Source organism: Micromonospora taraxaci (assembly GCF_007830095.1).
GTDB classification, from domain to species: domain Bacteria; phylum Actinomycetota; class Actinomycetes; order Mycobacteriales; family Micromonosporaceae; genus Micromonospora; species Micromonospora taraxaci.
The window spans coordinates 1,650,051-1,671,963 of the sequence record NZ_VIWZ01000001.1; the positions used below are offsets into that span (position 1 = coordinate 1,650,051).

15 protein-coding genes and 2 rRNA genes are annotated in these 21,913 nt (G+C 68.5%); 11 read left to right on the forward strand and 6 right to left on the reverse strand.

Translation table 11 applies throughout. The features are described from left to right. The first annotated feature begins 68 nt into the window (after positions 1 to 68). The 3 genes from FHU34_RS07860 (at position 69) to FHU34_RS07870 (ending at position 3,760) form a co-directional block, all read left to right on the forward strand. Positions 69 to 3,177: ribosomal RNA gene (locus FHU34_RS07860) — 23S ribosomal RNA — on the forward strand. 86 nt (positions 3,178 to 3,263) lie between these two features. Then, positions 3,264 to 3,380 (forward strand): 5S ribosomal RNA (rrf, locus tag FHU34_RS07865). Between the two features lie 140 nt (positions 3,381 to 3,520). After that, positions 3,521 to 3,760 carry a hypothetical protein gene (locus tag FHU34_RS07870; protein WP_145779362.1) on the forward strand — a complete coding sequence of 80 codons (240 nt, stop codon included), beginning with the start codon at positions 3,521 to 3,523 and terminating at the stop codon, positions 3,758 to 3,760. A 23-nt stretch (positions 3,761 to 3,783) separates the two neighbouring features. Here FHU34_RS07870 and FHU34_RS07875 read toward each other — a convergent pair whose 3' ends face one another. Next, on the reverse strand, positions 3,784 to 4,470 hold the full coding sequence (locus FHU34_RS07875; RefSeq protein WP_145779363.1) for a hypothetical protein: 687 nt from the start codon (positions 4,468 to 4,470) through the stop codon (positions 3,784 to 3,786). A 69-nt stretch (positions 4,471 to 4,539) separates the two neighbouring features. Between FHU34_RS07875 and FHU34_RS07880 the strand changes: the two genes are divergently transcribed. Genes FHU34_RS07880 through FHU34_RS07890 form a run of 3 tightly spaced genes read left to right on the forward strand, consistent with a single transcriptional unit; the run spans position 4,540 to position 8,932 of the window. Next, complete coding sequence (locus FHU34_RS07880; protein WP_145779364.1) at positions 4,540 to 7,158, forward strand: valine--tRNA ligase; 2,619 nt, start codon at positions 4,540 to 4,542, stop codon at positions 7,156 to 7,158. After that, positions 7,155 to 8,489: a bifunctional folylpolyglutamate synthase/dihydrofolate synthase gene (locus tag FHU34_RS07885; protein WP_145779365.1), complete on the forward strand. Its 1,335-nt coding sequence runs from the start codon at positions 7,155 to 7,157 to the stop codon at positions 8,487 to 8,489. Before FHU34_RS07880 ends, FHU34_RS07885 begins: the two co-directional genes overlap by 4 nt. Next, entirely contained in the window at positions 8,486 to 8,932 is a 447-nt protein-coding gene (locus FHU34_RS07890) for a DUF4233 domain-containing protein (RefSeq protein ID WP_145779366.1), read from the forward strand. The genes FHU34_RS07885 and FHU34_RS07890 overlap by 4 nt, the downstream gene beginning before the upstream one ends. A 10-nt stretch (positions 8,933 to 8,942) precedes the next feature. Here the strand turns inward: FHU34_RS07890 and FHU34_RS07895 are convergent, their stop codons facing one another. Further along, positions 8,943 to 10,421, reverse strand: a complete 1,479-nt coding sequence (locus FHU34_RS07895; RefSeq protein ID WP_145779367.1) for a VOC family protein — start codon at positions 10,419 to 10,421, stop codon at positions 8,943 to 8,945. Positions 10,422 to 10,563: 142 nt separating this feature from the next. Here FHU34_RS07895 and ndk point away from each other — a divergent pair, with 142 nt between their 5' ends. Then, positions 10,564 to 10,989, forward strand: a complete 426-nt coding sequence (gene ndk / locus FHU34_RS07900) for a nucleoside-diphosphate kinase (protein ID WP_088949743.1) — start codon at positions 10,564 to 10,566, stop codon at positions 10,987 to 10,989. Between the two features lie 35 nt (positions 10,990 to 11,024). Here ndk and sigJ read toward each other — a convergent pair whose 3' ends face one another. From sigJ to FHU34_RS07915, 3 genes are all read right to left on the reverse strand, one after another. Then, entirely contained in the window at positions 11,025 to 11,948 is a 924-nt protein-coding gene (sigJ, locus tag FHU34_RS07905; protein WP_244311580.1) for an RNA polymerase sigma factor SigJ, read from the reverse strand. Further along, positions 11,897 to 12,337 (reverse strand): carboxymuconolactone decarboxylase family protein, encoded by a 441-nt coding sequence (locus tag FHU34_RS07910; RefSeq protein ID WP_145779368.1) that lies wholly within the window; start codon positions 12,335 to 12,337, stop codon positions 11,897 to 11,899. Before FHU34_RS07910 ends, sigJ begins: the two co-directional genes overlap by 52 nt. A gap of 104 nt (positions 12,338 to 12,441) precedes the next feature. Then, positions 12,442 to 13,605: an acyltransferase family protein gene (locus FHU34_RS07915; RefSeq protein ID WP_167524770.1), complete on the reverse strand. Its 1,164-nt coding sequence runs from the start codon at positions 13,603 to 13,605 to the stop codon at positions 12,442 to 12,444. A 341-nt stretch (positions 13,606 to 13,946) separates the two neighbouring features. Here FHU34_RS07915 and ileS point away from each other — a divergent pair, with 341 nt between their 5' ends. Both ileS and FHU34_RS07930 read left to right on the forward strand, forming a co-directional pair. Next, complete coding sequence (gene ileS / locus FHU34_RS07925; protein WP_145779370.1) at positions 13,947 to 17,093, forward strand: isoleucine--tRNA ligase; 3,147 nt, start codon at positions 13,947 to 13,949, stop codon at positions 17,091 to 17,093. 97 nt (positions 17,094 to 17,190) lie between these two features. Further along, positions 17,191 to 17,880 (forward strand): lysophospholipid acyltransferase family protein, encoded by a 690-nt coding sequence (locus FHU34_RS07930; RefSeq protein WP_145779371.1) that lies wholly within the window; start codon positions 17,191 to 17,193, stop codon positions 17,878 to 17,880. A 23-nt stretch (positions 17,881 to 17,903) separates the two neighbouring features. On the opposite strand, the gene FHU34_RS33560 is transcribed toward FHU34_RS07930, so the two are convergent. Beyond that, the gene (locus FHU34_RS33560; protein ID WP_280116474.1) at positions 17,904 to 19,142 is read right to left on the reverse strand and encodes a hypothetical protein; all 1,239 of its coding nucleotides are present in this window, start codon (positions 19,140 to 19,142) and stop codon (positions 17,904 to 17,906) included. Positions 19,143 to 19,220: 78 nt separating this feature from the next. Here FHU34_RS33560 and FHU34_RS07940 point away from each other — a divergent pair, with 78 nt between their 5' ends. Together FHU34_RS07940 and FHU34_RS07945 are read left to right on the forward strand one after the other, a co-directional pair. Next, positions 19,221 to 21,215, forward strand: a complete 1,995-nt coding sequence (locus FHU34_RS07940) for a TIGR03960 family B12-binding radical SAM protein (protein WP_145779372.1) — start codon at positions 19,221 to 19,223, stop codon at positions 21,213 to 21,215. A 246-nt stretch (positions 21,216 to 21,461) separates the two neighbouring features. Continuing rightward, the gene (locus tag FHU34_RS07945) at positions 21,462 to 21,902 is read left to right on the forward strand and encodes a hypothetical protein (RefSeq protein WP_145779373.1); all 441 of its coding nucleotides are present in this window, start codon (positions 21,462 to 21,464) and stop codon (positions 21,900 to 21,902) included. Positions 21,903 to 21,913 lie beyond the last annotated feature (11 nt).

Sequence of the window (21,913 nt, forward strand, 5' to 3'; positions counted from 1 at the left end):
TGTGGGGCGGATCGGGTTGTGGGTTGGTCGTTTGTTGAGAATTGCACAGTGGACGCGAGCATCTTTGTGGTCAAGTTGTCAAGGGCGAACGGTGAATGCCTTGGCACCAGGAGCCGATGAAGGACGTGGGAGGCCGCGATAGGCCTGGGGGAGCTGTCAACCAAGCTGTGATCCCAGGGTGTCCGAATGGGGAAACCTGGCACCAGTCATGTGGTGTCACCCACACCTGAACACATAGGGTGTGTGGAGGGAACGCGGGGAAGTGAAACATCTCAGTACCCGTAGGAAGAGAAAACAATTTAGTGATTCCGTGAGTAGTGGCGAGCGAAAGCGGATCGAGGCTAAACCGGCTGCGTGTGATACCTGTCAGGGGTTGCGTGGTCGGGGTTGTGGGACCCCGCTGAGTGTACTGACATGCGCTCGAGGAGTTACAAAGTTAGTGGCTAGTCGAACAGTCTGGAATGGCTGACCGTAGACGGTGAAAGTCCGGTAGGTGAAAGTTGCTGACCTTCTGTGGGTGTTCCCGAGTAGCGGCGGACCCCTGAAATCTGCCGTGAATCTGCCAGGACCACCTGGTAAGCCTAAATACTTCCTGGTGACCGATAGCGGACAAGTACCGTGAGGGAATGGTGAAAAGTACCCCGGGAGGGGAGTGAAATAGTACCTGAAACCGTTCGCCTACAATCCGTCGGAGCCTTGCGGGGTGACGGCGTGCCTTTTGAAGAATGAGCCTGCGAGTTAGTGGCATGTGGCGAGGTTAACCCGTGTGGGGGAGCCGTAGCGAAAGCGAGTCTGAATAGGGCGATTCAGTCGCGTGTCCTAGACCCGAAGCGGAGTGATCTAGCCATGGGCAGGCTGAAGCGCGGGTAAGACCGCGTGGAGGGCCGAACCCACCAATGTTGAAAAATTGGGGGATGACCTGTGGTTAGGGGTGAAAGGCCAATCAAACTCCGTGATAGCTGGTTCTCCCCGAAATGCATTTAGGTGCAGCGTCGCGTGTTTCTTGCCGGAGGTAGAGCACTGGATGGTCTAGGGGGCCCACAAGCTTACCGAAATCAGCCAAACTCCGAATGCCGGTAAGTGAGAGCGCGGCAGTGAGACTGCGGGGGATAAGCTTCGTAGTCGAGAGGGAAACAGCCCAGATCACCAGCTAAGGCCCCTAAGCGTGTGCTAAGTGGAAAAGGATGTGGGGTCGCATAGACAACCAGGAGGTTGGCTTAGAAGCAGCCACCCTTTAAAGAGTGCGTAATAGCTCACTGGTCAAGTGGTTCCGCGCCGACAATGTAGCGGGGCTCAAGCACACCGCCGAAGCTGTGGCATTCACATTTTATCCTCGCTTGGACGTGATTCCTTGTGCAGGTGTGTGGATGGGTAGGGGAGCGTCGTGCCGCGAGTGAAGCAGCGGGGTGACCCAGTTGTGGACGCGGCACGAGTGAGAATGCAGGCATGAGTAGCGAAAGAAGGGTGAGAAACCCTTCCGCCGGATGACCAAGGGTTCCAGGGCCAGGCTAATCCGCCCTGGGTGAGTCGGGACCTAAGGCGAGGCCGAGAGGCGTAGTCGATGGACAACGGGTTGATATTCCCGTACCCGCGAAAGAGCGTCCCTGATGAACCTCGTTGTGCTAACCACCCAAACTGACGGAGACCTTCGGGTTGATGTTGGGGAGCGTGGGAACCTGACGGGTAGTAGTCAAGCGATGGGGTGACGCAGGAAGGTAGCTGAGCCCGGCCGGTGGTTGTGCCGGGGTAAGCGTGTAGGCCGTGGTGTAGGCAAATCCGCACCACATGAAGGCTGAGACGTGATGCCGAGCCGATTCAGGTGAAGTCAGTGATCCTATGCTGCCGAGAAAAGCCTCTAGCGAGTTCTTAGCGGCCCGTACCCCAAACCGACACAGGTGGTCAGGTAGAGAATACCGAGGCGATCGGGCGAACTGTGGTTAAGGAACTCGGCAAATTGCCCCCGTAACTTAGGGAGAAGGGGGGCCGGAGACGTGAAGCCCCGCGCGGGTGGAGCGTTGTATGGCCGCAGAGAGCAGGGGGAAGCGACTGTTTACTAAAAACACAGGTCCATGCGAAGAAGTAATTCGATGTATATGGACTGACGCCTGCCCGGTGCTGGAACGTTAAGGGGACCTGTTAGCTCTTCGGGGCGAAGCGGAGAACTTAAGCGCCAGTAAACGGCGGTGGTAACTATAACCATCCTAAGGTAGCGAAATTCCTTGTCGGGTAAGTTCCGACCTGCACGAATGGCGTAACGACTTCCCCACTGTCTCAACCACAGGCCCGGCGAAATTGCAGTACGAGTAAAGATGCTCGTTACGCGCGGCAGGACGGAAAGACCCCGGGACCTTTACTATAGCTTGACATTGGTACTCGAATTAGCTTGTGTAGGATAGGTGGGAGCCGGTGAAGTCCATACGCCAGTATGGGTGGAGGCAATCTTGAAATACCACTCTGGTTGATTTGGGTATCTAACTTCGGACCGTTATCCGGTTCAGGGACAGTGTCTGGTGGGTAGTTTAACTGGGGCGGTTGCCTCCTAAAAGGTAACGGAGGCGCCCAAAGGTTCCCTCAGCCTGGTTGGCAATCAGGTGTTGAGTGCAAGTACACAAGGGAGCTTGACTGTGAGACTGACAGGTCGAGCAGGGACGAAAGTCGGGACTAGTGATCCGGCACTTGCGAGTGGAAGCGGTGTCGCTCAACGGATAAAAGGTACCCCGGGGATAACAGGCTGATCTTCCCCAAGAGTCCATATCGACGGGATGGTTTGGCACCTCGATGTCGGCTCGTCGCATCCTGGGGCTGTAGCAGGTCCCAAGGGTTGGGCTGTTCGCCCATTAAAGCGGTACGCGAGCTGGGTTTAGAACGTCGTGAGACAGTTCGGTCCCTATCCGCCGTGCGCGTAGGATACTTGAGAAGGGCTGTCCCTAGTACGAGAGGACCGGGACGGACGAACCTCTGGTGTGCCAGTTGTCCTGCCAAGGGCACGGCTGGTTAGCTACGTTCGGAAGGGATAACCGCTGAAAGCATCTAAGCGGGAAGCCTGCTTCAAGATGAGGTATCCCACCCACTTTGTGGGGTAAGGCCCCCAGCTAGACGACTGGGTTGATAGGCCGGAAATGTAAGCCCGGTAACGGGTTCAGTTGACCGGTACTAATAGGCCGAGGACTTGACTACTAAGCTGCTACGCGTCCACTGTGCAACTCTGAACAAGCGAACACCCGTGAACTTTTGCCCGGGGTTGTTTGATATGTTCATAGAGTTACGGCGGTCATGGCGGAGGGGAAACGCCCGGTTACATTCCGAACCCGGAAGCTAAGCCCTCCAGCGCCGATGGTACTGCACTCGTGAGGGTGTGGGAGAGTAGGACGCCGCCGGACAATCTTTCAGAAAGGGCCACCCCCGATGGGGGTGGCCCTTTCTGCGTTCCCGTGTCACGGGTTGATCCCCTCCATACCGCCACATCGGCGAAACGGAGTCGATCAACGCGTGCGCGGCGCGGCGCCTCTAGGCTGGACGCGTGGATGACGTCCTGATCCCCCTGGTGGTCGCAGCCTGCGTGGCGGCGATCCTGGGGATCCTCACGTGGCTGGGAGCGCGGGTACGTCGTCGTGGCATCGGTGGTGAGGTCATGGGTCCGTTCGAGGAGATGTGGCATCCCGCCGCGCACCGGTTCCGGGCCGAAATCCGTGTGCAGGAGGCGCGTACGGTGCCAATGCCACCGCAGGGTGCCAGGAAGCGCCCCGGGCCAGGGCGGTGACACTGACGGGCACTGGGCTCGGATCAGCCCCGGGTCTGCATCTCGCTACGGAGGTTGCGCATCAGGCCGCCGGCGTCGGTGACCGACCGACCCGGGAACATGGCCATCACGACGCTGCCGTGGTCCGCCCAACCGCACACCGCGAAGTCGCCACCCTCGCCACTGGTGCTGCCGCACTTCATCACGCCACCCAGATCGCCGGCGGGTGACTCGCGCAGGTCGTTCACCGAGCCGGTCTCGTCCGACATGAGGCGGAAGAGGCTGTCCAGGTCCCGTTCCGGCTGCCACAGCAGTGTGGTGCCCCCGAAGATGAGCACCGAGCGCTTGTCGTCGGCCGGGTCGCGGTAGACAGTGCCGAAACTGCGGTCCAGCTCGATGTTCGCGGCCAGGCCACTGCGCAGGTAGTCGGCGGTGCTCTTCGCCCGCTCGCTGTCGTCGCGGGTCAGACCCGCCACCCGATCGGGTGAAGTCAGTTGGGTGTCCTTCTGCTGCGCCACCCGCCATCCGCCGACGCCCAGCACACCGGCGCCCGCGAGGCCGACCACCAACGCGATCGCCCAACCGATCTTGCGGCGTCGGGACCAGCCGCCGGACCGCTCGTCGGGGTCGCCCCCGGAGTCCCGGGTGCTGAGCTGGATCGGCTCCTCGCTCAGCTCGACCGGCTCGTGACTGCCGTCGAGCGAACGGTCGGTGAGATGTGCGTCGGACATAGCCGACACCGTACGCGAACGAGAGGTGGCGCACGTCAGGTCCGGAGAAGCCCTCCGTAGACTTGTCAGGTGACCGAGAGACTGGATGCCCACCGCCCCGACGCCCCGACCCTTGCCGGCCAGTACCAGCCGGGCGAGGTAGAGCAGCGACGGTACGAGCAGTGGGTAGCCGCCGGGCACTTCCGGGCGTCCGCGGACAGCGAGAAGCCCCCCTTCACCATCGTCATCCCGCCGCCGAACGTCACGGGCTCGCTGCACATGGGCCACGCCCTGGACCACACGGTGCAGGACGCCCTGGTGCGACGGAAGCGCATGCAGGGCTTCGAGGCGCTGTGGCTGCCGGGCATGGACCACGCCGGCATCGCCACCCAGAACGTCGTTGAGCGGCAGCTCGCCGCTCAGGGGTTGTCCCGACACGACCTGGGTCGGGAGAAGTTCGTCGAGCGGGTCTGGCAGTGGAAGGCCGAGTCCGGCGGCGCCATCCTGGGTCAGATGCGTCGCCTCGGCGACTCCGTCGACTGGGACCGCGAGCGCTTCACCATGGACGAGGGCCTGTCCCGGGCCGTCCAGACGATCTTTAAGAAGCTGTACGACGACGGCCTGATCTACCGGGCCAACCGGATCATCAACTGGTGCCCGCGCTGCCTCACCGCGCTCTCCGACATCGAGGTCGAGCACACCGACGACGACGGTGAGTTGATCTCGATCAGGTACAGCGACGAGGTCGTGGTGGCCACCACCCGGGCCGAGACGATGCTGGGTGACACCGCGGTGGCGGTGCACCCGGACGACGAGCGCTACCAGCACCTGATCGGCACCGAGGTCGAGGTGCCCCTCACCGGCCGCCGGATCCCGATCGTCGCCGACGCGCACGTCGACCCGTCCTTCGGCACCGGCATGGTCAAGGTGACGCCCGCGCACGACCCGAACGACTTCGAGATCGGCCAGCGCCACGACCTGCCCGCGCTGACAGTGATGGACGAGCGCGGTGTGATCACCGTTCCCGGCCCGTTCGAAGGGCTGGACCGGTTCGAGGCGCGGCCCGCGATCGTCGCGGCGTTGCGCGAGCAGGGCCTGATCGTCGCCGAGAAGCGTCCGTACGTGCACGCGGTCGGGCACTGTTCCCGCTGCAAGACGACTGTCGAGCCCCGGCTGTCGTTGCAGTGGTTCGTCAACACCACGCCGCTGGCCCAGGCGGCCGGTGACGCGGTGCGCGACGGTCGGGTCCGCATCGAGCCGGCCGAGTTGGCGAAGCGCTACTTCGCCTGGGTCGACAACATGCACGACTGGTGCATCTCCCGTCAGCTGTGGTGGGGGCACCGCATCCCGGTCTGGTACGGCCCGGCCGGCGAGGTCATCTGCGTCGGCCCCGACGAGGAGCCGCCGACCGGCGACGGATGGCACCAGGACGAGGACGTCCTGGACACCTGGTTCTCCAGCGGCCTGTGGCCGTTCTCCACCCTCGGCTGGCCCGAGCAGACCCCGGAACTGGCGAAGTTCTACCCGACCAGCGTGCTGGTCACCGGGTACGACATCCTGTTCTTCTGGGTCGCCCGGATGATGATGTTCGGCCTGTACGCGATGGACGGCCGACCGCCGTTCGACGTGGTCGCGTTGCACGGCATGGTGCGCGACCAGTACGGCAAGAAGATGTCGAAGTCGTTCGGCAACGTGGTTGACCCGCTGGACTGGATCGACAGGTACGGCGCCGACGCCACCCGATTCACCCTCGCTCGGGGCGGCAACCCCGGTCAGGACGTCCCGGTCAGTGAGGAGTGGTGCCAGGGCTCGCGCAACTTCTGCAACAAGCTCTGGAACGCCACCCGGTTCGCGCTGATGAACGGCGCGCACACCACGGGGGACCTGCCGCCCGTCGAGCAGCTCTCCACCGTCGACCGGTGGATCCTGTCCCGGCTGTCGCACGTCACCGCCGAGGTCGACGAGCAGTTCGAGGCGTACGAGTTCGCCAAGGTGTGCGACCTGCTCTACCACTTCGCCTGGGACGACGTCTGCGACTGGTACGTGGAGCTGAGCAAGCCGGTGCTCGCCGAGGGCGGTGAGCGGGCGGAGGTCAGCCGTCGTGTGCTCGGGCACGTGCTCGACCAGCTGCTGCGGCTGCTGCACCCGATCATCCCGTTCGTCACCGAGGAGCTGTGGCTCGCGTTGACGGGCGGCGAGACGGTGCAGACCGCCGCCTGGCCGGTGGCCGACCGCGCGCTGGTCGACGACGCCGCGGAGGCCGAGCTGGCGAGCGTGCAGCGGGTGGTCACCGAGATCCGTCGGTTCCGCTCGGACCAGGGGCTGCGCCCGACGCAGCGGGTAGCTGCCCGCCTCGACGGGTTGACCGGAGCGGGCATCGCCGCCCACGAGCCCCTGATCCGTTCACTGGTCCGGTTGGACCCGGCCGGGGACGACTTCCAGGCCAGCGCCACCCTGGCCATGCCCGGCGCGGTCGGTGTCGCGTTGGACACCCGGGGGTCGATCGACCTGGCCGCCGAGCGGGCCCGGCTCACGAAGGACCGTGCGGCTGCCGAGAAGGAGGTCGCGCAGGCCCGCGCGAAGCTCGACAACCCTGCCTTCATCGGCAAGGCCCCCGAGCCGGTGGTCGCGAAGATCCGCGACCGGCTCGCCACCGCCGAGGCCGACCTGGTCCGGATCGACGCTGCTCTGGAGACACTGTCCTCGTGACCGACCGTACCGATTTCGCCGCCGTCGAGGCGGAGCTGAACGCCCGTGGTTTCACCCGCATGGTCTTCGAGCTGGACCGGATCGAGTCGCTGCTGGACCTGCTCGGCAGCCCACAGCGGGCGTACCCGGCGATCCACCTGACCGGCACCAACGGCAAGACCTCCACCGCGCGGATGATCGACTCGCTGCTGCGGGCGTTCGGGCTGCACACCGGCCGCTACACCAGCCCGCACCTGGAGACCGTGCGGGAGCGGATCAGCCTGGACGGGGAGCCGGTCAGCGAGGAACGATTCGCGTCGATCTACCGGGAGATCAAGCCGCTGGCCGAGTTGGTCGACGCGCGGTCGGACGAGCCGCTGACGTACTTCGACATGACCACCGCGCTGGCGTTCGCCACCTTCGCCGACGCGCCTGTCGACATCGCCGTGGTCGAGGTGGGGCTCGGCGGCGCCGAGGACGCCACCAACGTGATCCAGGCCGGCGTCTGCGTGATCACCCCGATCGGGCTGGACCACACCGAGTGGCTCGGCGACACACTCCAGGACATCGCGTTGGCCAAGGCCGGCATCATCCACCCGGGCGCCACCGTGATCGCGGCCGCCCAGGAGGAGGAGGCGGCGCGGCCACTTCTGGATCGCTGCGCCGAGGTCGGGGCCACCATCGCTCGGGAGGGCGGCGAGTTCGGCGTAATGCGTCGGGCGGTCGCGGTCGGCGGCCAGGTGCTCAGCATCCAGGGCCTCGGCGGTGTGTACGACGACGTGTTCATTCCGCTGCACGGCGCCCACCAGGCGCAGAACGCAGCGGTGGCGCTCGCGGCGGTGGAGGCGTTCCTGGGTGCCGGGGCTCGCCGGCAGCTCGACATCGAGGCGGTCCGGGAGGGCTTCGCCTCGGCCAGCTCCCCGGGGCGGCTGGAGCGGGTTCGTAGCGCCCCGACCGTCCTGCTGGACGGCGCGCACAACCCGCACGGCATGGCCGCGACCGTCAACGCCCTGCAGGAGGAGTTCGCGTTCAGCAAGCTGGTGGCGGTGGTCGGCGTCCTCGCCGACAAGGACGCGGAGGCCCTGCTCGAGCTGCTGGAGCCGGTGGCCGACCTGGTGGTGGTCACCCGCAACAGCTCGCCACGGGCGATGCCGGTGGCGGAACTCGCCGCGCTGGCGGCCGAGGTGTTCGGCGAGGAGCGGGTGGAGTCGGCCGAGGAGATACCGGACGCGATCGAGCTCGCGGTGGCGCTGGCCGAGGAGGACGTCCCTGGTGAACTCAGCGGGGTCGGGGTCCTCGTCACCGGGTCGGTGGTCACGGTCGCGGACGCCCGCCGGCTGCTGAAGCGATGAGCGGTCCGGAGCGGGACCCGCACGCCACCGACGACCCGACCGGGCAGGCCGGGGCAGGCGCGCCGGCTGACCAGCCGGTGGAGGAGCCCGTCGCGGGGCAGCCGCGCCGCTCCGGGTTGCGCAACCCGGAGGCGGCGGTACGCGGTCTGGGCGCGGGGACCCTCGCCCTGGAGGCGCTGGTGCTGTTGCTGGCGATCCAGCCGGTACGAGTGGTCGGCGGTGACCTGAGCGGCGCCGCGATCGGTGTGGTGGTGGCACTGGCGGTGGCCGCCGTCGTGCTCGCCGGCATGATGCGGCGACCGTGGGCCTGGAACGCCGGCACCGTGCTCCAGGGTCTGCTGATCCTGGGAGGTCTGCTGCACTGGTCGCTGTTCGGGCTGGGCATCATCTTCGCCCTGGTCTGGGCGTACGCGCTGCACGTTCGTCGGGTCATCCTCGGCTGACGCGGCCGCGTCAGCCGAGGTGAGGTCGGCAGGGGCAGGCGTCGGCGCGTTCGCGCCACTGGGTGAGGGCGATGCCGTGGCCGTCGGGGTCACGGAACGCCGCCGCCCACACCTCCAGTTTGGTGCCCCGGTTGACCACCCGGGGCGCGTAGGTGAAGCGGACGCCCGATTCACGGAGTCGCTCGTACGCCGCTTCGATGTCGTTCACCTCAAGGTTGACGTGCACCAGGCGGCGGCTGATCGGCGCCGCCCCGGTCACCTCGCGGAGGACGAGCCGGGTCGTGCCGGAGGCGAGTACGGCGTTGTGGGCGCCCTGGTCGACCTCACTGAAGCCGAGCACGTCGCGGTAGAAGCCGAGCGACCGGGACAGGTCGGTCACCAGCAGGGTGAGCCCGACCCCGCTGATCGGCGCGGTCGGATCCGTGGCCGACGCCGTGTCGAACCCGAAGATCGCCCGATCCAGGTCCTCGTCGCTCACGGTTTCGCGGCCCGCCCGGCCCGGGGACGGGTCGTCCAGCGGTAGATCGAGTGGATCCAGCGGGTCGGTCGCGCCCGTTCCGGACCGCTGCGCGGGCGGCGGGTCCACGGGATCTGCGGTCGACAGGTCGTCCCGCGGGGGGTCGTAACGGTCGGCGTCGGGCTTGTCGAAGCGCTCCTCGGGGGCGGTGCGTGGCGCCGGGGTGGCCCTCCGGGGTAGACCGCTGGCCTGGGGTTCGACGAGGACGCCCTCCAACACCGGGCCGCCCGGGGTCTGGTGCACCACCACCGGCTCGCGCTCCTCGGACGCGACACCCGGGTCGTCCCGCAGGGGATCGGAGCGCAGGGGATCGGTGCGCAGGGGATCGGAGCGCAGGGGATCGGTGCGCAGGGGATCGGTGCGTACCGGATCGCCGTGCGGGTCTCGGAAAGGGTCGCCGTGCGGGTCGCGGAAGTCGTCCCGGAAGTCGTCGTCCGGAGCGCGGTCGGCCCACGGCGGGGCATCCTGCTGGATCAACACCTCGTCCACCGCGTCGATGTCGGCGAACTCCGGCGGGAGGTCGGCGACGGCGGCGGCGGTCTCGGCGTGGGTCGGCACCTCGTCCCAGAGGACCTTGACGTGCCGCTGGTCGTCCAACGCGACCCGGATCGGCAGGGTCTGGCCCAGCGACGGCCACTTGGAGACCGGCACCCGAGGCTCGATGATCTTCTTGGATCGCGGTGGCAGGCCGGGCGCGTCGATGACCAGTTGGAGTTCACAGCGGCCGAACGCGTACTGGGTTGGCGGTTCGGAGGCGCTGTGCACGTGCCCGACGCCGACCACCCAGGTGCGCCCGCCGCCGCGTACGGTCGCCAGGGCGATGGCCAGCACCAGCAGGGCGACCCCGAGAGCCACGATGGCCCAGCTGGTCATGCCCAGCCCGAAGAGGACGACGAAGGTGGCCACGGTGCCCAGCACCGTGCCGATCAGTTTGCGTACCGGCGCGATGGGCCGGTTCCCGCCATTCGCCACAGTGGACCTCCCGGGGGTCAGGGCCAGGCTAGGCCGGATCGGCCACCGGGGGAAAGACCGGCCGCCGCGCCGGCGCCGGGGCCGGGTCGCTAGGCTGACCGTACCGATCTCGAGCGTTCAACGCGTACAGGAGGAACCCAGCGTGTCCAGCAACAGCCCGGATGAGCGCAGCCTCGTTCTGATCAAGCCCGACGCGGTACGCCGCGGCCTGGTCGGCGAGGTCCTCTCCCGCTTCGAGCGCAAGGGGCTGCGGATCGACGCGATGGCGCACCGGACGATGGACGCGGCGCTCGCCGACGAGCACTACGCCGAGCACGTCGACAAGGCGTTCTACCCGCCGTTGAAGGACTTCATGACCGGCGGCCCGCTGGTCGCCCTGGTGCTCTCCGGCGACCAGGTCATCGACGTGGTTCGCGGGCTGGTCGGTGCGACCGACGGCCGGAAGGCCGCCGCCGGCACCATCCGGGGTGACCTGTCCCTGTCCAACCGGGAGAACCTCGTGCACGCCTCCGACTCGACGGACAGCGCCAAGCGTGAGATCGCGCTCTGGTTCCCCGAGCTGGGCTGACCCGGGCTGTCAACGCGGGCTGACGGCGGCGGGGTTCAGCCGGTCGGCGGCAGCTTCGCCGGGTTGCCCATCACGTAGATACCGGTGATCCGGCCGTCGGCCGCGGCGACGGTCAGCGCGTAACGGCTGCCGTCGGCGCGGGTGAGCAGGGCGGCGGGTTCGCCGTTCAGCTCCAGCCGCTGGAACGACCATTCCCGGGCGGGGCCGTAGATCCCGGCGAAGAAGCGGGCGACCCGGTCCGCCCCGTTGACCGGGTTGCGGGCGGCCCGTGCCCGGCCACCGCCGTCGTTCCACGCGGTGGCGTCCGCGGCGACCAGGCTGGTCAACGTCGCCAGGTCACCGTCGCGGGCGGCGGCGAGGAACGCGTCCAGCAGGCGCTCCCGTTCGGAGCGGCTGGCGGTGAACCGACGCTGCTCCTGGCGTACCCGGGAAACCGCCCGGTGGTGCAGCTGCCGGCAGTCCTCCGGGGTTCGGTCCAGGATCTCCGCGATCTCCGCATACGGCAGGTCGAAGGCGGTGTGCAGGACGTACACGGCACGCTCCGGCGGGGTGAGCCGTTCCAGGACGTGCAGCAGCGCGGTGGAGAGCGAGTCGCGCAGCTCGGCGCGGTCCAGCGGCCCGAACGGCGAGGGTTCGGTCGGCACCGGCTCGGGCAGCCACGGCCCGACGTACGTCTCGCGGCTCGCCTGCCGCGCCCGCAGTCGGTCCAGGGCCAGCCGGGTGACGACCCGGGACAGGTATCGGCGTGGCTCGGCCACCGTCGAGCGGTCCACGCCCAACCAGCGCAGGTACGCCTCCTGGAGCACGTCCTCGGCGTCGTGACGGCTGCCGAGGAGGCGGTACGCGAGCCCGAGCAGCATCGGCCGGTGCGCCTGGAGCGCACCGGCCGCCTGCCCCGCTTCGGTCGTCACACCTGTGCCGGAGGCTCCGAGCGCGTCGTCACGGCGATTCGGTTCCACACGTTGATTGTGGCAATGGCCAGGATCAGGTCGGCAAGTTCCTTCTCCGACCAGACCTTCGCGGCGGTGTCCCACACGTCGTCCGGCACGCCGTGCTCACCGAGCTTGGTGACCGCGTCGGTGAGCGCCAACGCGGCCCGCTCCCGCTCGTCGAAGAACGGCGCCTCCCGCCAGGCGGCCACCGCGAAGAGCCGTCGGCTCGACTCGCCGGCGGCGAGCGCGTCCCGGCTGTGCATGTCGACGCAGAACGCACACCCGTTGATCATCGACGCCCGCAGCTTGACCAGCTCCAGCACGGTGTGGTCGACGTTCGCCCGGACGTACTTCTCCAGCCCCAGGACGGCCTGGTATCCCTGTGGCGCGACCTCGGCCGCGTTCATCCGCTGCATGACTACCTCCCTGATCGGTCCGACACCATCACGACGGTTCGGCCGGGGCGCGCCGTGACAGTCGCGGGTGTGACCCCGCTCATGCTGGGCGGAGCGGGGGAGGGTCAGCCGCGGGCGGCCGGCACGGTGTCGGGCAGCACCTCGCGAGGGCGGGGGATCTGGACGGTCTCGACGGGCGCCTGCGCCGGGGCCGGTGCCGTTCCGTCGCCGTCGCGCGGGCCGGGGCGGCTCACCCGGGCGGCCAGCCGGCGGCCGACCTCGATCATGGGCAGCTCGACCCAGCGGTAGAGCACGTCCGCGATGACCAGCCCCACCACCGTCACCGCCAGGAAGAACGCGGTGCTTTTGCCCGCGATCGCGGGCACCAGCCCGGCCGCCGCCCGCGCCGCGATGGCCTGGACGAGATACAGCGAGTACGAGCGTTCGCCGACGAAGACCAGCGGTCGTACTCCCAGGCCGCGGGCGAGCGGGCTGCGGGAGAGCAGGGCCGGCAGCAGCACCGCGGTCGCGGCGGCGTAGCTGCCGATCAGCGCCTCCTGGCCGAAGCGGGTGGGCCAGAACTGCACACACACCTGGACCACGACGAACGCCAGGATGACGCCGGTGGCGACCACCGGGTGGGTCAGTGGCCGGACCAGGGCGAAGCCCCGGGGGTTGTGCATGACGATCGCGGTCAGGCAGCCGAGCAGGATCGCCACGTAGTGGATCGGCCAACTCAACCAGGCGATGTCCGGCGGGATCATCGCGATGAAGAGCACCAGCAGGCAGAGCGTCGCCAGCAGGCGGCGACGGAACACGCCGGCGACCGCCACGAAGGCGATGGCCGGCCAGAACAGGTAGAACTTCTGCTCGATGCCGATCGTCCAGGAGTGCAGGAACGGCGCGCTCGGCTCCAGCAGCTCGTTGAGGAACAGCAGGTAGTACTTCATGCCCCGCTCGATCGACTCGGCGGTGCCGTTGATCCGGGCCAGCCCCCAGTACAGGAACAGCACCAGGAAGTAGACCGGCAGAATCCGGAAGAACCGCCGCAGATAGAAGGCGCGCAGCGAGACCCTGCCGTAGCGGTGCTCCTCGCGCAGCAGCAGCGTCGTGATCAGGAAGCCGGAGAGCACGAAGAACAGGTGTACGCCGATCCAGCCGGTCAGCCATTTCCAGGACGGGCCACCGTAGTGGAAGGCGATGACCATGACAGCGGCCAGCGCCCGCAGCCCGTCCAGGGCGGGGAATCGACGCATGGCCTGGAATTCGTCGTACCGAAGCGAACGCACCGGCGAAGTTTGCGCGAGCGCGCCATTCGGGTCAAGCCAGCGGACCCGGGCCGGTGGGGGGATTAGTCGGCGGCGGGCCGGCGGGTGGGTCTTGTATCGTTGAGCACCGTAAGGCGATGACCCGGCCATCACCGGTGAGCCTCCGGAAGAACGGCCGGGCGACCGGCTCAGTAGAACCGGACGGGTGCGGCCCGTCACAGCCGGCAATGAGCGGGCGGTCGATCCTGACCGCCAAGCGGGGTGGTACCGCGGGCCACCCGGGGAGCGTCGTTCGAGGCGTACCCCGGAAGGTTCGTCCTCGCAGACCCACGAAGAGTGAGCTGCGAGGAGAGCGACCCCCGATGGCCTATCCGTTGCACGACCCGACCGCCGCCGGTGTCCCGGCGAGCCCGGACCTGCCCGCGGTCGAGCGCCGGGTGCTGGAGCACTGGACGGCCGACAAGACCTTCGAAGCGTCGGTGGAGGCCCGCCCGGCCGGCGACGACGGCAAGAACGAGTACGTCTTCTACGACGGCCCGCCGTTCGCCAACGGCCTGCCGCACTACGGGCACCTCTTCACCGGGTACGTCAAGGACGTGGTGCCGCGATACCAGACCATGCGTGGGCGGCACGTCGAGCGGCGCTTCGGCTGGGACTGCCACGGCCTGCCCGCCGAGGTGGTGGCGGAGAAGCAGCTCGGCATCACCAGCAAGGCGGAGATCATCGACCTGGGCGTGGCCCGGTTCAACGAGGCCTGCCGCACCTCGGTGCTGGAGTTCACCCAGGACTGGGAGCGGTACATCAACCGGCAGGCCCGCTGGGTCGACTTCGCCAACGACTACAAGACCCTCGACCTGGACTACATGGAAAGCGTCATGTGGGCCTTCAAGACCCTGCACGACAAGGGTCTGATCTACGAGGGCTTCCGGGTGCTGGCGTACTGCTGGCGGTGCGAGACGCCGCTGTCGAACACCGAGACCCGGATGGACGACGTCTACCGGGACCGGCACGACCCCACCCTGTCGGTGTGGTTCGGGCTGACCGCCGACGAGTCCGCCCCGGAGCTGGTGCGTGGGCCGGTCAAGCTGGGTGTCTGGACCACCACGCCGTGGACCCTGCCGTCGAACCTGGCGCTCGCCGTCGGGCCCGACATCGAGTACGCGGTGCTGGAACGCGACGGGGACCGCTTCGTCGTCGGCGCGGCGCGGCTGACCGCGTACGCCAAGGAACTGGAGGGCTACGAGCAGGTCGGCACGGTGTACGGCCGGGACCTGGTCGGACGCCGCTACACGCCGCTGTTCGACTTCCTCGTCGAGCAGGCCGGCGACAACGCCTACCAGGTGCTCGGCGCGGAGTTCGTCACCACCGAGGACGGCACCGGGATCGTGCACCTGGCCCCGGCGTTCGGCGAGGACGACCAGAACGTCTGCAACGCCGCCGGCATCCCCACCATCGTCACCGTCGACGACCACACCCGGTTCACCGCGCTGGTGCCGCCGTACCAGGGTGAGCAGGTCTTCGACGTCAACAAGCCGGTGATCCGGGAGCTGAAGGAGCGGGGGGTGGTGCTCAAGCAGGACACCTACACCCACTCGTACCCGCACTGCTGGCGCTGCGACACCCCGCTGGTCTACAAGGCGGTGTCGTCGTGGTTCGTCGCGGTGACCCAGTTCCGCGACCGGATGGTCGAGTTGAACAAGGAGATCAACTGGACGCCCGGGCACATCAAGGACGGCTCGTTCGGCAAGTGGCTGGCCAACGCCCGGGACTGGTCGATCAGCCGCAACCGGTTCTGGGGCTCGCCCATCCCGGTGTGGAAGTCCGACGACCCGAACTACCCGCGCCTGGACGTCTACGGCTCGCTCGCCGACATCGAGCGGGACTTCGGGGTACGCCTGAGCGACCTGCACCGGCCGGCGGTGGACGACCTGGTCCGCCCCAACCCGGACGACCCCACCGGTCAGTCGATGATGCGTCGGGTGCCGGAGGTGCTGGACTGCTGGTTCGAGTCCGGGTCGATGCCGTTCGCCCAGGTGCACTACCCGTTCGAGAACGCGGACTGGTTCGAGCACCACTACCCGGGTGACTTCATCGTCGAGTACATCGGGCAGACCCGTGGCTGGTTCTACACGATGCACGTGCTGGCCACCGCGCTGTTCGACAGGCCGGCGTTCCGCAACTGCCTGAGCCACGGCATCCTGCTCGGCTCGGACGGGCGCAAGATGTCCAAGAGCCTGCGCAACTACCCGGACGTCTACCACGTCTTCGACTCGTACGGGTCGGACGCGATGCGGTGGATGCTGATGTCCTCACCGGTGCTGCGCGGCGGCGACATGGCGGTGACCGAGACGCTCATCCGCGACGCGGTCCGGCAGGTGCTGCTGCCGCTGTGGAACGTCTGGTACTTCTTCACGCTCTACGCCAACGCCGACGGGCACCAGGCGCTGCGTCGGACGGACTCGACGCACCTGCTCGACAGGTACGTGCTGGCCAAGACGAACGAGCTGGTGTCGACCGTCAGCGCGCAGATGGACGCGTACGACATCTCCGGCGCCTGCGCGACCATCCGGTCCTACCTGGACGCGCTGACCAACTGGTACGTGCGCCGCTCCCGGGACCGGTTCTGGTCCGGTGACGTCAACGCGTTCGACACGCTCTGGACCGTGCTGGAGACGCTCTGCCGGGTGGTGGCGCCGCTCGCGCCGCTGACCGCGGAGGAGATCTGGCGCGGGCTGACCGGAGAGCGGTCGGTGCACCTGACCGACTGGCCTTCGGCGGAGGAGTTCCCCGCCGACCACGATCTCGTGGCAGCGATGGACAACGTACGGGCGGTCGCGTCGGCGGCGCTGTCGTTGCGCAAGGCCAAGGGGCTGCGGGTGCGGCTGCCGCTGTCGACGTTGACAGTGGCCTCGCCGGCGGCGGAGCAGCTGCGACCGTTCGCCGACCTGGTCGCCGACGAGGTCAACGTGAAGGCGGTGGAGTTCAGCGCGGAGCTGTCCGCGTACTGCGAGCAGGTGCTGACTGTGGTGCCCCGGGCGCTCGGCCCGCGGGTCGGCAAGCAGGTGCAGCAGGTGATCAAGGCGGTCAAGGCGGGCGACTGGGAGCTGGTCGACGGCACCCCGGTGGCCGCCGGCGTCACCCTCGCCGAGGGCGAGTACGAGCTGCGGCTGGTCGCCGCCGACGCCGAGCACTCCGCGCCCCTGCCGGGCGGCGAGGGTGTGGTGGTGCTGGACACCGAGGTGACGCCGGAGCTGGCCGCCGAGGGGTTGGCTCGCGACGTGGTGCGGGTGGTGCAGCAGGCCCGTCGGGACGCCGACCTGGACGTGTCGGACCGGATCGTGGTGTCGGTGTCGGCCTCCGAGGAGGTGCGCGCGGCGGTGTCGGCGTACGTCGACTTCGTCTCCGGCGAGGTGCTGGCCGACTCGGTGGACTTCGCCGAGGGCCTCGACGGCTTCGCCGGTGAGGTCGGCGAGGGCGAGCAGATCACGGTCACCGTCCGCCGGTCGTAGCGCGCGGACGCGGACGCCTCCACACCTCCGTCTGCGGGGTGTGGAGGCGTCCGCTACCGTGACACCGCCTGCTCGCACCTCATCTGCCGGAGGACCAGTGCCCCTGCTCTACACCATCGGCAAGCTGACCGTGGCGCCCACGCTGCGGGTGGCGTTCCGCCCGACCGTGGAGGGTCTGGAACACGTGCCGGAGACCGGCGGCGCGATCTTCGCCGGCAACCACCTCTCGGTGGCCGACGAGCTGTTCCTCGGCACGGTCGTGCCCCGACACCTGGCGTTCTGGGCCAAGTCGGAGTATTTCAAGGGCACCGGGGTGAAGGGCGCCATCTCCAAGTTCGTCCTCACCGGCCTGGGTGCCATTCCCGTCGAGCGGGCCGGCGGCCGGGCCGCGCTGTCCGCGTTCGACGCGGCGATCCCGGCGCTCAAGGGCGGCGACCTGGTGGTGGTCTACCCGGAGGGCACCCGTTCACCGGACGGCAAGCTCTATCGGGGACGCACCGGCGCGGCCCGGCTGGCGATCGCCGCCGGTGTGCCGATCATCCCGGTCGGCATGATCGGCACGGACAAGGCGCAGCCGATCGGCGCCCGGGTGCCCCGGCCCGGCATTGCCAAGATCACCGTGCGGTTCGGCAAGCCGTTGGACTTCACGGGCCGGCCGGACGACCGCACCTCGCTGCGGCAGATGACCGACGAGATGATGAGCGAGATCCAGAAGCTCACCGGCCAGGAGTACGTGCCCCGCTACGCCCCGCCCCGCGCCCACCCGGACCCGACCCGCGACGCGTGACTCGTCGGCCGCCGTGGTGTGGCTCAGCCTCGCTCGGGTTGGACGATCTGGATACGCAGAGTGTTCAGCAGCGTGGCGCTGTCGGTGACGGAGAGCCGGGTGAACACCCCGGTGGCGATGCTGCCGTGGTCGACTGAGGTGCAGACCACCACGTCGCTGCCATCGGCCCGGCCGACGGCGCAGCGTTCGTGCCGGCCACGGACACCGGTGTCGACGGTCTCGGCCGTCGCCAGCGCGTAACGGTCGGCGAGTCGGCTGATCTCGGCCTCCGCGTCCGCCTCCGGGGTCAGGCGGAAACCGGTGCCGCCGAAGACGGTCACCCGCTTGCCGTTCGTCGTTGAGTAGACGCCGGCGAACGTGTCCTCGGCCAGCAGGTGCTCGTTGCGTACCTCGTTCTCCAGTTGCTTCGCGGTCTCCGCGCTCCGGTTGTCCTGACGCAGGGTGAGGTCCTCGATCTGCTCCGGCAGCGCGGCGCGGGCCGGGTACTGGGCCGAGATCGGGAAGCCGTAGTAGGCGGGGCAACCACAGCAGCACGCCAGCGTGAGCAGCAGCAGCCACGGCCAGCGGCGGCGCCGACGGGCCGGCACGTACCCCTTGGGGGTCTGCAGCCCCGGCGGGGGTGCCGCCGGCGGGGCGCTGGGCCGGCCGCCGCGGCGCTGCTTCGGGGGTCTGACCGGTGCGGGCGGCGGTGGGGGCGGTGACATCGGCCGGCTCGGCATCGTGGGCCTGACGGCCGGCGGCGACACCGGGGTGACCGGTGGCGGCAACGGGGCGACCGGCGGCGGCACCGGGTGCGACCCGACCGGGGGAGCCGGCGGACCGGACCACTGCCGAGTCGCCGGCGGCACCGGGTAGGGCGTCGTCGGGGGCAGCGGAGGCAACTCGGCGGAGGGCAGGTCCCAGCCCCCGGTGTCCACGCCGGCCCACGGGTCGACCGGGGTCTGGTGCTCCGGCAGCCCGACGGGCACTGCTTGCGGCGGCGTCGGCTCGGCCGACTCACCCCAGGCGGGTCGACGCGGCAACGGGGGCGGCACCGAGGCCGAGCCGCTCCACCTGGGCGCGGGGACGTCCTCGGTGGCGGTGGCCTCGGGCTGGTCCGACGGCTCCGGTTGGTCGGCAGCGGTGGGCTGCGTCGAGGGTTCAGGCTGGTCCGACGGTACGGGTGGGGAGGTCGGCTTGTCGGCGGCCGCCGGATCGCGGTCCGGCGGTGTGCCCGGGGTGCTCCCGTCGGCCGGCCGTGCTCCCGGCTGAGGCTCGGGCATCGCGGCAATCTCCTCTCGCGCCGGTCCGAGGTTAGTACCGCGTCGCCACCGCCGGACGGGCGCGTACCCTTGGGCATCATGAGTGCCCCGTCCTTGACGCCGCGCGCGGCCGCGACCAACTCGGTCTGGCCCCAGCTCGAGCCGCTGCTGCCCCAGGTCTCCAAGCCCATCCAGTACGTGGGGGGCGAGTTGGGCGCGGTCACCAAGGACTGGGATGCGGCAGCCGTGCGCTGGGCGTTGATGTATCCCGACGCGTACGAGGTGGGCCTGCCCAACCAGGGCGTGCAGATCCTCTACGAGGTGCTCAACGAACTGCCCGACACCCTTGCCGAGCGGACGTACGCGGTCTGGCCGGACCTGGAGAACCTGATGCGTACGCACGGGGTCCCCCAGTTCACCGTCGACGCGCACCGGTCGGTACGGAACTTCGACGTGTTCGGTCTCTCCTTCTCGACCGAGCTGGGCTACACCAACATGCTCACCGCGATCGACCTGGCCGGCATTCCGCTGCTGGCCGCCGACCGCACCGACGCCGACCCGGTGATCGTGGCCGGTGGGCACGCGGCGTTCAACCCGGAGCCGATCGCCGACTTCATCGACGCCGCGGTGCTCGGTGACGGCGAGGAAGCGGTTCTGGAGATCACCGCTATCGTCCGGGAGTGGAAGGCCGAGGGCTCCCCGGGTGGGCGTGACGAACTGTTGCTGCGGCTCGCCCGCACCGAGAGCGTCTACGTGCCGCGCTTCTACGACGTCGACTACCTGCCGGACGGGCGAATCCAGCGGGTCGTGCCGAACCGGGCGGACGTGCCGTTCCGGGTGCACAAGCGCACGACGATGGACCTGGACGCCTGGCCGTACCCGAAGAAGCCCCTCGTGCCGCTGGCCGAGACGGTGCACGAGCGGTACGCGGTGGAGATCTTCCGGGGCTGCACCCGGGGCTGCCGGTTCTGCCAGGCGGGCATGATCACCCGTCCGGTGCGGGAGCGGTCGATCACCACGGTCGGGCAGATGGTCCGCGAGGGTCTGGAGTTTTCCGGCTTCTCCGAGGTGGGCCTGCTGTCGCTCTCCTCGGCGGACCACTCGGAGATCGGCGACATGTGCTCGGGCCTCGCCCAGCAGTACGAGGGCACCAACGTCTCGCTGTCGCTGCCGTCGACCCGGGTGGACGCCTTCAACATCGACCTCGCGCAGGAGCTGTCCCGCAACGGGCGGCGTACCGGTCTGACCTTCGCCCCGGAGGGCGGGTCCGAGCGGATCCGCAAGGTCATCAACAAGATGGTGTCGAAGGAAGACCTGATCCGCACCGTCGTCACCGCCTACAGCAACGGCTGGCGGCAGGTGAAGCTCTACTTCATGTGCGGCCTGCCCACCGAGACCGACGAGGACGTCCTCGAGATCGCGGAGATGGCGCACGAGGTGATCAGGGCCGGTCGGGCCGCCACCGGTTCCAAGGACATCCGCTGCACCGTCTCGATCGGCGGGTTCGTACCGAAGCCGCACACCCCGTTCCAGTGGGCCGCCATGGAGCGTCCGGAGGTCATCGACCACCGGCTCAAGATCCTCAAGCAGGCGATCAACTCGGATCGTTCGTTGGGCCGCGCCATCGGCTACCGCTACCACGACGGCGAGCCGTCGCTGATCGAGGGACTGCTGTCCCGGGGTGACCGACGGGTCGGCTCGGTCATCCGCAAGGTGTGGGAGAACGGCGGCCGGTTCGACGGGTGGAGCGAGCACTTCTCCTACCAGCGCTGGGTGGACGCGGCGGCCGAGACGCTGCCCGCGTTCGGGGTGGACCTCGACTGGTACACCACCCGGCAGCGCGAGGAGCTGGAGGTCCTGCCCTGGGACCACCTCGACTCCGGGCTGGACAAGGACTGGCTCTGGCAGGACTGGCAGGACTCGGTCAGCGAGTTCGAGCAGGACGACTGCCGGTGGACGCCCTGCTTCGACTGCGGCGTCTGCCCGTCGATGGACACCGAGATCCAGATCGGCCCCACCGGTAAGAAGCTGCTGCCGCTCACCCCGCTGGGTGGCAACGGCATGAAGGTGCCGGCGAGCGACCACTCCGCCTGACCTCGCCATCGGGGCAGCGCCGGGTGGCGCTGCCCACTACTCTCCACTTCCGATGTCATCCAACGGGTCCGCGTCTCGCGGGCCCGTTGGCGTTGGTCGGGTTCCACGCCACGTCGCCGTTCCGCTGCATCGACGTCTATCGTTGTGCGCCGACGGCGAACGGGGGCTGCCCCGACGTGGTCAGACTTCGATACGCTGCGTCTGACATGGACCGACCCGGCGGGTCGGGAACGGGGGAGGAATCGCATGGGGAGCATCCCGCCGCCGAGCACCGGCGATCTGCACGTCAGCGTGGAGGACCTGGACGCCGCGGCCGAGTACGTCGAACGGCTGAAGCAGTACGTCGAGGACACCCTCAAATACGAGATGGAGCGCATCAAGGAACGGATGAAGGGCGACAGCAACAACGCCCAGACCGTTCCGAACGGCACCCCGTTCGGCGCGTACGAGGACGCCCGCATGCAGTGGGCGGCCCTGACCACCTCCACCGGCAACATGGAGGCGCACCTCACGACGCTCGCCCAGAAGCTCGCCGCGTTGAAGCAGGGCACCGAGGAGATCGCCAAGGCCTTCCGCGACACCGAGGCGCGTAACGCCGCCAACGGCAAGGAGATCGAGCGACTGCTGGAGTCCGCCGCGCCGCCGCCCACTGCCGGCGGCACGCCCACCTACCCGTACACGGCCTGAGGGGGACGGTC